The organism is Trichloromonas sp., from assembly GCF_034006665.1.
Taxonomy (GTDB): domain Bacteria; phylum Desulfobacterota; class Desulfuromonadia; order Desulfuromonadales; family Trichloromonadaceae; genus Trichloromonas.
This window is the reverse complement of sequence record NZ_JAVESI010000040.1, coordinates 21,146-31,606: the sequence shown is the minus strand read 5'-3', so window position 1 is coordinate 31,606 and position 10,461 is coordinate 21,146. Positions and strand designations below refer to the sequence as shown.

General features: G+C 21.7%; 17 protein-coding genes. 13 read left to right on the top strand and 4 right to left on the bottom strand.

The features are described from left to right. Positions 1 to 111: 111 nt before the first annotated feature. Both RBR25_RS13810 and RBR25_RS13805 read right to left on the bottom strand, forming a co-directional pair. A complete protein-coding gene (locus tag RBR25_RS13810; RefSeq protein WP_432820138.1) occupies positions 112 to 1,140 on the bottom strand; it encodes a hypothetical protein in 1,029 nt (342 codons plus the stop codon). Positions 1,141 to 1,168: 28 nt separating this feature from the next. Beyond that, a complete protein-coding gene (locus RBR25_RS13805) occupies positions 1,169 to 1,966 on the bottom strand; it encodes a 3'-5' exonuclease (RefSeq protein WP_432820137.1) in 798 nt (265 codons plus the stop codon). 271 nt (positions 1,967 to 2,237) lie between these two features. Between RBR25_RS13805 and RBR25_RS13800 the strand changes: the two genes are divergently transcribed. The 13 genes from RBR25_RS13800 to RBR25_RS13740 all read left to right on the top strand — a co-directional run bounded on the left by RBR25_RS13800 (position 2,238) and on the right by RBR25_RS13740 (position 7,494). Continuing rightward, on the top strand, positions 2,238 to 2,468 hold the full coding sequence (locus RBR25_RS13800) for a hypothetical protein (RefSeq protein WP_432820136.1): 231 nt from the start codon (positions 2,238 to 2,240) through the stop codon (positions 2,466 to 2,468). A gap of 19 nt (positions 2,469 to 2,487) precedes the next feature. Then, positions 2,488 to 2,877: a GatB/YqeY domain-containing protein gene (locus tag RBR25_RS13795; RefSeq protein WP_432820135.1), complete on the top strand. Its 390-nt coding sequence runs from the start codon at positions 2,488 to 2,490 to the stop codon at positions 2,875 to 2,877. Between the two features lie 305 nt (positions 2,878 to 3,182). Then, positions 3,183 to 3,350: a hypothetical protein gene (locus RBR25_RS13790; RefSeq protein WP_432820134.1), complete on the top strand. Its 168-nt coding sequence runs from the start codon at positions 3,183 to 3,185 to the stop codon at positions 3,348 to 3,350. Positions 3,351 to 3,559: 209 nt separating this feature from the next. Then, positions 3,560 to 3,868 carry a hypothetical protein gene (locus RBR25_RS13785; protein ID WP_432820133.1) on the top strand — a complete coding sequence of 103 codons (309 nt, stop codon included), beginning with the start codon at positions 3,560 to 3,562 and terminating at the stop codon, positions 3,866 to 3,868. 58 nt (positions 3,869 to 3,926) lie between these two features. Beyond that, positions 3,927 to 4,223, top strand: coding sequence for a hypothetical protein (locus RBR25_RS13780; protein WP_432820132.1), 297 nt, complete (start codon positions 3,927 to 3,929; stop codon positions 4,221 to 4,223). 79 nt (positions 4,224 to 4,302) lie between these two features. Further along, positions 4,303 to 4,497 (top strand): hypothetical protein, encoded by a 195-nt coding sequence (locus tag RBR25_RS13775; RefSeq protein ID WP_432820131.1) that lies wholly within the window; start codon positions 4,303 to 4,305, stop codon positions 4,495 to 4,497. A 98-nt stretch (positions 4,498 to 4,595) separates the two neighbouring features. Next, complete coding sequence (locus RBR25_RS13770; protein ID WP_432820130.1) at positions 4,596 to 4,802, top strand: hypothetical protein; 207 nt, start codon at positions 4,596 to 4,598, stop codon at positions 4,800 to 4,802. A 57-nt stretch (positions 4,803 to 4,859) separates the two neighbouring features. Continuing rightward, on the top strand, positions 4,860 to 5,048 hold the full coding sequence (locus tag RBR25_RS13765; RefSeq protein WP_432820129.1) for a hypothetical protein: 189 nt from the start codon (positions 4,860 to 4,862) through the stop codon (positions 5,046 to 5,048). 30 nt (positions 5,049 to 5,078) lie between these two features. Next, complete coding sequence (locus RBR25_RS13760; protein WP_432820128.1) at positions 5,079 to 5,345, top strand: hypothetical protein; 267 nt, start codon at positions 5,079 to 5,081, stop codon at positions 5,343 to 5,345. Continuing rightward, positions 5,335 to 5,772 (top strand): hypothetical protein, encoded by a 438-nt coding sequence (locus RBR25_RS13755; protein WP_432820127.1) that lies wholly within the window; start codon positions 5,335 to 5,337, stop codon positions 5,770 to 5,772. The genes RBR25_RS13760 and RBR25_RS13755 overlap by 11 nt, the downstream gene beginning before the upstream one ends. Before the next feature lie 11 nt (positions 5,773 to 5,783). Next, positions 5,784 to 6,050, top strand: coding sequence for a hypothetical protein (locus tag RBR25_RS13750; RefSeq protein ID WP_432820126.1), 267 nt, complete (start codon positions 5,784 to 5,786; stop codon positions 6,048 to 6,050). Positions 6,051 to 6,052: 2 nt separating this feature from the next. Then, entirely contained in the window at positions 6,053 to 6,958 is a 906-nt protein-coding gene (locus RBR25_RS13745; RefSeq protein ID WP_432820125.1) for a hypothetical protein, read from the top strand. 11 nt (positions 6,959 to 6,969) lie between these two features. Continuing rightward, entirely contained in the window at positions 6,970 to 7,494 is a 525-nt protein-coding gene (locus RBR25_RS13740; protein ID WP_432820124.1) for a hypothetical protein, read from the top strand. Positions 7,495 to 7,509: 15 nt separating this feature from the next. On the opposite strand, the gene RBR25_RS13735 is transcribed toward RBR25_RS13740, so the two are convergent. Beyond that, positions 7,510 to 9,492, bottom strand: coding sequence for a DUF7487 domain-containing protein (locus tag RBR25_RS13735; RefSeq protein ID WP_432820123.1), 1,983 nt, complete (start codon positions 9,490 to 9,492; stop codon positions 7,510 to 7,512). After that, positions 9,489 to 10,445 carry a hypothetical protein gene (locus tag RBR25_RS13730; protein WP_432820122.1) on the bottom strand — a complete coding sequence of 319 codons (957 nt, stop codon included), beginning with the start codon at positions 10,443 to 10,445 and terminating at the stop codon, positions 9,489 to 9,491. The genes RBR25_RS13735 and RBR25_RS13730 overlap by 4 nt, the downstream gene beginning before the upstream one ends. Positions 10,446 to 10,461: the final 16 nt, after the last annotated feature.

The following is a 10,461-nucleotide window of genomic DNA, read 5'->3' as shown; positions in this document are numbered from 1 at the left end:
AATCAGATAATTTTTCTAACTCTTTTAAAACTTGTTCATCACTTTTTGGTTTTAAAAGATGTTTTATGGATTCGTTATATGTTTTTAAATATTTCATATAATTTTTATTTTTTAAATTCTTGGACCTAATGTATTTTTATTTATTTTAAATTCCTCTGATTTATCATCTTCATAATTTTTAACTGTAACATCATCACCATCTATGGATAAAACTTCAACATTGATCCATTTTTTATTACCTGTGCTGTAGTATTTAAATTTAGATCCTTCCTCTTTATCAGTTTTTGGTTTAATTTCAAAATCCTTTACAATTTGTTTTTCAATATCAATAGTATATTCATCTTTTTCATTTTCTATATCATGTCCTTTTAATTTACCAGTTTCATCTCCGGTAGATGTTATTTTAATTGTTTTAATTTTACCATCTATGTTACATCTATATCTATTACCTATTTTAAAATCTCCTTCTCCTTCTGTTTTAACATCACCTTTTTCATCTAATTTTTTCCACATATTTTCTAATTCTTTTGCTTTTTTATCCCTTTCAACAGCAACTTTATTCATAGCTGCTTTATCGCCTGATTTTTCTAAGAATTTAACTTTGGCTTCTAAAAATTTTAGATTAAATTCATGTATTTTATTATCAATAATAATTTTTAATTTTGGGTTTTTTTCTGCGCCACCTTGTTTTTTTAAAACTTGTTCCATTTCTTTAAGTGCTTTATCTTTATAAAGATTAATAATTTGTTCAATTATTTTTTCTTTTTCTTTTAATGTCTTATCATCCATTTGTTTATCTTTTTCACCAGATTGTTGAACTTTCTTCTTATCTTCTTCAGATATTTCAACATCAGGTTCCATATCAGTTTCAGCTTCCTCATTTAAAAATTGATCATATCTAAGTATAATACTTTCTTTAGTAATTTTTTCTTCACCACCAAGTTGTAAAGTAACATTAGCCTTCTTTTGAATTTCTGCATTAATGATACCTAAATATTTGGTAAATATAGCATCAACTTCTTTACCACCTTTAATTTTTCTTATGTGTGCTGCTGCTTTATTCCACATTTTTTTTAAGAAGTCAAATATACCTTCATTTAATTGTTCATTACTATCTATAAATTCATTATATTTTTTCATTTTTAATATTTTAATTTTTAATTATATATTAATTATTCCTTATCATTTTTATTCTTTCTGATTGGTATTTCATTATATCAACATCAGAATGTTCTTTTAATAAATCAATAATTTTAACAACCATATTTGTAGTAATACGACAATCGGATAATGCATCATGGTATCCTGACATATTTAAACCTAATGCTGGTCCAATTTTAGACATTGATGAGCTAATTAATCCATTATCTCTTGTCGATGTACCTATTTTATTTATTAATTCTTTATAATTATCATCTGTTTCTGATAATTTTTGAATAAGTGGAATATAGTATAACTGAATTAATTGTTTAGTATCAAATACTTCATTATTAAATTTAATATTTTTTGATCTCATATTTAATAAGTTCATATCAAATTCAGCATTCTGAATCACTAACATTGCATCTTTTTGTTCTTCTACCCAATTATAAAAATTAGATAAAACAACTTCTTCATCTATATAATCTATACCTTTTTCTCCATATCTATTAAAAGATAATACCCAATTTATTTTAGAATCTTTTTCAGTTTTTTTCTTAAGAGTTTCTTCTGTTAATTTTATTTTTTGATTAAAAGAAGATTGTTCTTTAAAATCATTTTGATGAAAATCATAAATAGTAGATATTGCTGCAATCTGTGTTAATTGTACTTTTTTAGGACCACCTAAACCAGTGGTTTCTGTATCAACAAATACAAAATCTTTAGATTTTGATTTTTCTTCTAACCAATTTAAAAATTGTGGTATTGTTTTATACCATAATTTATGTTCTAATAAGAAATCTGAAAATTTTATTATTTTATCCATATTATTTAGTTATTTTTAATTTATATTCTTTTTTACCATAATTATATTCAATTTGTCCTAGTTCTCCATTATAATTCATTAAATATATTATATCAGTGGATTTTAATACAATATCATGATTATTTGTTAATTCATTTAATGATTTAATAAAGTCGTTTATTTTATTATTATCATTGTTGAAATCTTTGTATTTTATTATATCCATTTAAATAATTTAATATTTTATTGTATATATAAAAAATTATAACTATATTTGTAAAAATTTATAATTATGAAAATTACAAAAATTGAAAAAATTGATGGTATATATCATGTGACACAAACACCTAATATGTTTGAAAAATTTTTTGGTATTAAAGAAAGAACTGAAAGATATAAAACAAATGGTGAAGTATTTAAATATTTCCCAAATATAAAAGCTTTTTATTCATCCGATGGGAAACTTATTAGTTGGAGTGATAAAATATGTGAATTACTTAATAATTTTGATAGAAAATTTTAAAAATTAAAATATTATAAATATGAAATTACAAGAAAAAATTCAATCTGATCTAAAGATTGCTATGATGAATAAAGATGTTCCTAAAAGGGATTTAATAAGGGTTTTAATCGGTGAAATCAACAGAGTGGGTAAAGATGTGTCTGATGATGAAGTATCAAAGATTGTAAAGAAAATGACCGACAATGCAATTGAAATGAATAATCAGATAGAAGTTGATATTTTATCGGATTATTTACCAAAAATGTTAACCGAAAAAGAAATTGAAGACGTAATTGATCAATTTATTTCAGATAATAACATTGGTGGTATTAAGCAAATGGGATTGGTTATGAAATATCTTAAGGATGAATTTGGTTCATGTATTGATGGTAAAGTTGCTAGTTCATTAATTAAAAATAAATTAAAATAAATATGATTAAAAAATTAAAAAATATTAAAATGCATCATGCATTACTAATGTTGTTAGTTGGTTTTTTAATAGGTATAACAATAGTTTTAGTTGTATTTACTGAAATAATATAAATTAATCATTATGGTAAAATTAGTAAAACTGAAATATTCAGATAAATATTTTTATGTAAAATTAAAAATATTTGATATACTTGGAGTACCTGTTGGTATATGGGTTGGTATTGATGATAAAACGGTCTACAATTCAGATGAAATTGTATTTAGTGATGATTAATTAAATTTAACATTTTAAAATTTTTTATTATGAAAGAAAAAATAGAAAAAAGATTAGCAGAACTTTATAAGGAACAAGTTTACTTAACTGATAAAGACAGATATTGGTTACAGCCAATAAATAGTATGAGTAGAAGTGACTTAATTAAAATTAATTATGTATTAATACGAGAACTTGAAGATTTATTAAAAACATAACAATTATTATGAAACCTTATGTAGATTTAAGTGGAAAAGCAAAATGGTCACTATTTTGGGGTGACAAAGTGAAGAAGAAAATTAAAAAACTCTTCAAAAAATCAGCACGTAAAAAAGTTAAAATTGATGATTATCAGTATTAATTATTAATTTTAACTTTTTAATAAAAATATTGTATATTTGTTGTAATAAATAGTAAAATTTTGGATATGAAAAAATATAAAAAAAATAAATTTTGGTTCTTATGGGATAATGGAATAAAAAAAGAACCAAAAGATGGAGAAAATTATTATAGATTTGAATGGAAATTAAAATCAAAATTTCCGTTTGTATTTAAAGAAGTTGTTTGTTATACTTTAATAAATGATGTTTGGGTTGAACAACATCAATTAAATACATGTAGTGTTACCAAAACCTTTATACGTGAAGGAAAAGAAATGAGTAATAATAAAATAGTTGATACACCAAAACCAATAGTCCGTTCTGCCCCACAATCACCACATAAAAATGTTAATTAGTTATTTGTTATACTTTAATAAATGATGTTTGAATTGAATAAACTGATTAATTTTAATTATGGAACATATAGAATTTGAAATTAAAAAAATAGGAACACTTAAATATTCGAGATTGAAATCTTTGAGTATTTTAAGAAAAGAAATTAATTGTTTTGGGTATAATTATACAATGATAGAAACCAAATATCTATTGGATTCTTTATTGAATAATAAATTTGAAGAACGTTTTAATTGGGAACTTAAGATATGTTTTGATCAAATTTTTGATAAAATAGAATATATCAAATATGATAATGATCCATATAAATATGATGAACAAAATTTCCCTGTTAATTGGATTCCACCAATAGGTTAATTAAAAAATAATAACTTATGAAAGATTATACAATTACAACAGTTGTTTAACATAACATTTCATTTAATAACAATTATTTATGATAATTAGCGAAGAATTTAGGGAAAAATTAATAGAAGCAGGAATAGTGCCAGAAAATGTAGTAAAATTTACTACAGAAAATGATAAAAAAACAAGAAAGAATATTACAACAATTACACTTATTGATGGTACTGTGCATAAATTAATAGATGATTTTATATATTATGCATCAATAAAAAATAAAAAATGGTAAATTTTATTTAATAAGTATTTTTTATTTCAAAATTTATTTCTTATATTTGTCGTTATAAATATATGTTATTTTTGTTTCATGTATTAAAAAATTAAATTATGAAAGATACAATAAAAAACTTTGAATTAGGTAATTTTAATTTTCATGTTTATTCAATAGAAACAGAAGATGGTTATGTTAGAGGTATAGAAATAACTGATGCGTTTGTTGGGATGGAAAAAATAGGTTTTGGTGAAAAATTATCAATGACATTTACCGATCCACACTTAATTGAAGATAAAAATTTTAAACACGAAAATGAATGAAAAAAATATTAATAACTTAAAAAATATGTGTCAATTTATATTAAATAAAATTTGATTATGGAAAACTTTGCAACAGACAGACTTGATACTTTATTAGTTGAATTAAAAAGTCATAGATTAAATGAAGAAAATCTATTGAAAGAAAAAATAGGGATAACCCGACAATTTATTCGAGATAATATTGATGGGATAAATAAAGCAATAAAAATAATTGAAACGGCACTTACTCAACTAAGAGATATGTAATATCATTAAACATTTAAAATCATAAAAAAAATGAAAATCATAGTATTAATAATTCTGTTAGTATCATTAATTATTACCATAATATTATATTTATTATCTGTCTTTGTAGATAAAATTAAAATATTTTTAGGATTTAAAAAATATAAATATACTAATATAACAGGTTGTGGTATGTTAGATATTTATATGTTTCATAAAACAGACGATGAAGCATTAAAACATCATAAACATTTTGAATTTGTAGAACAAGTTGAACCTGTATATAAAAGAATAAAACCTATCACCAATGAAAAATAAAATACGGGAAGAAGTATTGAAAGTATTTGATCAAAAAGAATCAGTTGATCAAGTAGTTGAAAATATAATAGATTTAATAAGGAATGAAAAAGATTTCACATCTGATGATATGAAAAATTTTGCATCAAAATGTATAATATTAGGTCATAGAGGAATGACACCTGATAAATTATTAGATGAATTTATTGAAAGAGATTTACCACCTAATAATAATAAAATTGATGAAGATATTCCTTTATTAATAGGTTATTTAAATAGAAATTTTGGATATAATGGGTTTAAACCAATAGAAATTGGTACACCTGTATATCTACATAAAGATAGATATTACTTTAATATGGAACCTATTAATGGTGGACAATCTGTAATTCAAAAATTCTATAAAGACACATTACACAATTATATAGATTTTATTGATAAACTATAAATATTACTAAGATGAAAAAAAGAAAAATTGACATACTTTTAGACTTTATGAGTAAAGGAGATAAAATAAGTTCAATAAAACTAGTATCTACTTTTAATAAAGGAGTGAATCCAGAAGAAATGGAAATCATTGAAATTGCATCAGAATGTTATAAAGGAAAAGAAAACTTTTATAAAAGCTTAGGATATAATGTAGAAGATATTAAAGTTAAAGCTTGGGATGCCATTGTTAGAAATTATGGTAAACAACTAGATAACTGGTTAAAAAATAAACAATAAGTATGAATATAAGAACAGAAATAAAAGAATTATTAGATACACATAATTTATCATACGAAGATAAAAATGAATACATAGAATGTAAAGGAGGTTCTTATAGAATTTATATTATTGAAGAAAATCAAATAATAGATTATTCATGGACTAAAGTACCAAAAACATATTTTTATGATATATCACGAGAAAATGAAGAAAATGGTATTCATACCCTTTGGATCAAAAGTTTTGAATGGAATAATCAAAGAAAACATGATATCTTAATAAGCGGATTATTGTGTGATTTAGGTGTAATTAAACATAGATACTATGGTCGAATGTGTAAAGTAGAAGAAATTCCATCTAAAGAAGCACAATTATTCTTAGACGAAAATAGTTTTTATGGTAGAAGAGGAGCATCACTAACAGTCGGTTTAAGAGATAAAAAAACCGATGAATTGTTGATGTTAATGAGTTTTGGTTCTTCTCATTATGCTAGAAAAAAATGGGATTGTGAAGTAATTAGAGCAGCAACTAAAAAAAATTCACAAGTTGTAGGGGGAGCAAGTAAACTATTTAAACACTTTTTAGAAAAGTATCCTACTATAAAAATAGGTAAAGAAGATGTTAATATCAACACAATACTATTTTATGTTGATTATGATCATAAACAAGGAAATTCTATGCCAAGTTTAGGATATGAATTATATAATTATACAGGTTTTGGTTTTCATAATTATTGTTTAAAAGATTGTGTTTTTGGTAAACAAGGAGATATGTTTATGAGAAAACCACATAGACATAAAGAAGTTATGGAATGTATAAATAATGGAGAAGTAGTATCAATATGTAATGCTGGTAATAAAGTTTATATTTTTGATAAAAATAAAGGAAATCAAATTGATTCAAATAGTAATTTTATTAGTGAATAAAATAATATAAAATGAAAATAATAGAATGGTATAATGATTTTAGATACTTTATAAAAAGTATATTCATAGGTATAAAAAACTTATGGATATGGTTTCCTGTTATATGGAAAGATAGAAATTTTGATAACGGATATTTAATAGAATTAAATATTAAAAAATTAGAAATGATGCATAAATGGTTTTCTAATCCTAACAATACATATATAACAGAAGAAAATAGAAAACATATTGTATCAAGAATGAATACTGCAATAAGATTAATGAAACTAGTTGATGATGAATTTTATGCAATGGAATACCAAAAAGAAATAGAAAAATTATATGGTAAAAGTAAATGGGAATTTATACCATGTGACGACATGAAAGATATGTATGAAATTCAGATAAAATTTGAAAAAGATTATACAGAAGAAGAACTAGAAAAAATAAAAAAACATGAACACGAATTACTAATTAAATCAAGAAATAAACACATAAAGGCAAAAAGAATACTTTGGAAATTTATTGAACATAATATAGATTATTGGTGGGATTAAAAAAGACGGTTAAATTTAACCGTCTTTTCTTTTTGGATATTCTAATTTTTTATAGTTAGGATTATTAATATAAAATATATTCATTAATTCTTTTGTTTCTTTTTTATCCTTACCTAAAATATAAATATATTTATGTTTTTTTGGTGATTTTCTTTTTATTAAATTATTAATATCATTAATTCTTGTTGTTGTTAATATATCAACTATGTGTTTTGGTATTTTATCCCATAATATGGTAAATTTCTTATTCCAATTATTATCCCATTCGATATTATTTCTTTTACATACCCTTTTATAATATGATACTTTTCTAAAATTTCTACCTGAAGTCCAACCAATATTAGGGTTATTTATATCAAAATATACATAATCTGAACCAAAATTCTTACCTAAATATATAAAATTACAAGCTTGATAAATTGTTCCTATTTCTTTTGCTTCTGTATCAGAATATGCACTAAATAATTTAAAATTTGTATTATTAACCATCCATTTAATTGACCACATTATAAGTGAACTTGATAAATTTTTTGGTGTCCAATGAGCATTGGCACCTCTTGATATTAATTTTTCTATATTTTTAGTATTATCTCCTAGTATCTTAGAAAATGAATTTGGAGTTGCCATAATAATTACTGCACCAATTTCGTTACCATACATAGCGACAAATCTATGTGTTGGTCGGTTTGGCATTTTTCCTAACCATTCATATTTTTCAATAAAATCTTTAATTCTATTACACATAATTTTATCAGATGAATCAATATATTTAAATGTAAAGTCTGATATTTTTAAATTATTGTATGTTTTATTATCATTATTTTTATTATCAATTTTAATTTTATATTGATAACATACTTTTTCTTTTTGATATAATTTATATTTTATTAATTTATCAAACGTGTCATAATTCTTATCTATTATAAATATAAAATTATAACCATTTTTGATACAATAATCCTTTTTAATATTATTCTTTTCTTTGTGTATATTATACCAATTTGTTGATTTTATTTCTATAATTAAATTTAATTCTTTAATATAAAAATCAGGATAATAAATATGTTCTTTTCCATTATAAATATATCTTATTGATTTTCCTCTTTCTATATTAATTATATCATAATATCTGTCCAAAAAGTGTTTTTCATATGTCGATTGATAATATAAATCACTATTTTTATATTTAGTCACTTTTATACCAGATTTTATCATTTTATCTACAAATTCTTGAACATGCATTGGGTGTCTTTCTCCATATTTTTTATAAAATGATTTATATAATTTATCTTTTATAAATTCATTCTTCATAGGATTATCTGTACCATATTTATCTATACATGTATCTTTATATTGATCTCTATTATTATAATTTTTATCATTATACTTCTTTTTCTTAGTTAACAAACTTTTATTCTTAATATCATCATTTTGTAAAGGATATTTTACATTATATTTTTTTAAATTTGTTTGTATCCATCTATTTTTAATATCATCATTTTGTAAAGGAATAGTTGTACCATATTTATCTATTAATGATTTTTCTTTTTTTATTTTAAATTCATCTGTTTGTGTATAATACTCTTTTCCATATTTTTTTAAATTTGTTTCCTTTTGTTTATCTATATTAGTATAATTCTCGTCACCATATTTTTCTTTTTTTGTTTTTTTAATTTTTATAACAAATTCATCTGTTTTATTATAATGATCAACTCCATATCTATCCAAATTTGTTTTTTTTATTTTATCTTTTGAACATTTAACAGAACATGAATAATATCCATAATTATCTATATTTCTTCTATAAGAAAACATAGTAATTTTTTTAATCTTTCCACATACATCACATTTTACATCAATTTTTTGAATTGATGCATCAGGTAGTTGTTCTGGATTAATAGTTATTTCATCACCTGACTTAATATCAAATCCTAATGATTTATAATATGTTATATTTTTATTTGTTGTTTTAATCTTTAAATCTTTAGTTAATATCATATTATCGTATTTAATATTTTTGTTATATCATCATTATATTTAATTTTTATTAAAGTCAAATTATTTTCTTTACAAAATGATTCTTTAATCATATCTCTTTTTTGAATATTTTTAAAAGATTCCTTACCACCAAAATATTTAAACGGTTTATAATGTTGTTCACCATTAAATTCAATACAAATATTATGATCAGGTAAATAAAAATCAAATTTTAATGGTTTCTTAAATTTACACCCATTAAATGGTTTTTGTTGTTCATACTTTATATTATTTATATCTAAATATTTTTTTATTTCTTTCTCACCTTTTGATAATTTACATATTGGGCAACCTTGTTTATTATGTATATGGTCTTTAGGTTTTTGTTCAAATGTATTATTACATATTTTACATTGTATTTTTATTTTAGTATTCATATTTATATATGGAGATAAATAATTAAAAATATCATTATGTATTAATTTAGATTTATTTAAAAATATAATAGAATATTTTTTATTTACTGTCTTTTTTAATTTGTTATGGTTTTTAAAGTGATTATTTGGTAATAATTTTAAATATGTGGTTACTCCATATTTTTTAAGATTAGTTTCTTTTTGTTTATTATAATTTTTATCAATATTTTTTAATTTATTTTTTATTTCTTTAATATTAGATACATTTTTAACTCCATATTTTTCTAAACATGTATTTTCAGTTTTTATAATTTTACATTTATTACAATAATATAAGCGTTTTAGTGAATTTGTTAATTTAAAATATGTTTTATATTCAATGTGTTTTATTGTTTTGCATATATCACAAGATACTTTAATTTTTTGATGACTACCAATTGATAATTGTTCCGGATTAATAGTTATTTCATCACCTGATTTAATATCAAATCCTAATGATTTATAATATGTTATATTTTTATTTGTTGTTTTAATCTTTAATTCTTTAGTTAATATCATAAATTATATTTTTATT

Bases quoted from the DNA above. Each gene is read 5' to 3' on its own strand.
- RBR25_RS13810 (WP_432820138.1), bottom strand. From the start codon at position 1,140: ATGAAAAAATATAATGAATTTATAGATAGTAATGAACAATTAAATGAA.
- RBR25_RS13805 (WP_432820137.1), bottom strand. From the start codon at position 1,966: ATGGATAAAATAATAAAATTTTCAGATTTCTTATTAGAACATAAATTA.
- RBR25_RS13800 (WP_432820136.1), top strand. From the start codon at position 2,238: ATGAAAATTACAAAAATTGAAAAAATTGATGGTATATATCATGTGACA.
- RBR25_RS13795 (WP_432820135.1), top strand. From the start codon at position 2,488: ATGAAATTACAAGAAAAAATTCAATCTGATCTAAAGATTGCTATGATG.
- RBR25_RS13790 (WP_432820134.1), top strand. From the start codon at position 3,183: ATGAAAGAAAAAATAGAAAAAAGATTAGCAGAACTTTATAAGGAACAA.
- RBR25_RS13785 (WP_432820133.1), top strand. From the start codon at position 3,560: ATGAAAAAATATAAAAAAAATAAATTTTGGTTCTTATGGGATAATGGA.
- RBR25_RS13780 (WP_432820132.1), top strand. From the start codon at position 3,927: ATGGAACATATAGAATTTGAAATTAAAAAAATAGGAACACTTAAATAT.
- RBR25_RS13775 (WP_432820131.1), top strand. From the start codon at position 4,303: ATGATAATTAGCGAAGAATTTAGGGAAAAATTAATAGAAGCAGGAATA.
- RBR25_RS13770 (WP_432820130.1), top strand. From the start codon at position 4,596: ATGAAAGATACAATAAAAAACTTTGAATTAGGTAATTTTAATTTTCAT.
- RBR25_RS13765 (WP_432820129.1), top strand. From the start codon at position 4,860: ATGGAAAACTTTGCAACAGACAGACTTGATACTTTATTAGTTGAATTA.
- RBR25_RS13760 (WP_432820128.1), top strand. From the start codon at position 5,079: ATGAAAATCATAGTATTAATAATTCTGTTAGTATCATTAATTATTACC.
- RBR25_RS13755 (WP_432820127.1), top strand. From the start codon at position 5,335: ATGAAAAATAAAATACGGGAAGAAGTATTGAAAGTATTTGATCAAAAA.
- RBR25_RS13750 (WP_432820126.1), top strand. From the start codon at position 5,784: ATGAAAAAAAGAAAAATTGACATACTTTTAGACTTTATGAGTAAAGGA.
- RBR25_RS13745 (WP_432820125.1), top strand. From the start codon at position 6,053: ATGAATATAAGAACAGAAATAAAAGAATTATTAGATACACATAATTTA.
- RBR25_RS13740 (WP_432820124.1), top strand. From the start codon at position 6,970: ATGAAAATAATAGAATGGTATAATGATTTTAGATACTTTATAAAAAGT.
- RBR25_RS13735 (WP_432820123.1), bottom strand. From the start codon at position 9,492: ATGATATTAACTAAAGATTTAAAGATTAAAACAACAAATAAAAATATA.
- RBR25_RS13730 (WP_432820122.1), bottom strand. From the start codon at position 10,445: ATGATATTAACTAAAGAATTAAAGATTAAAACAACAAATAAAAATATA.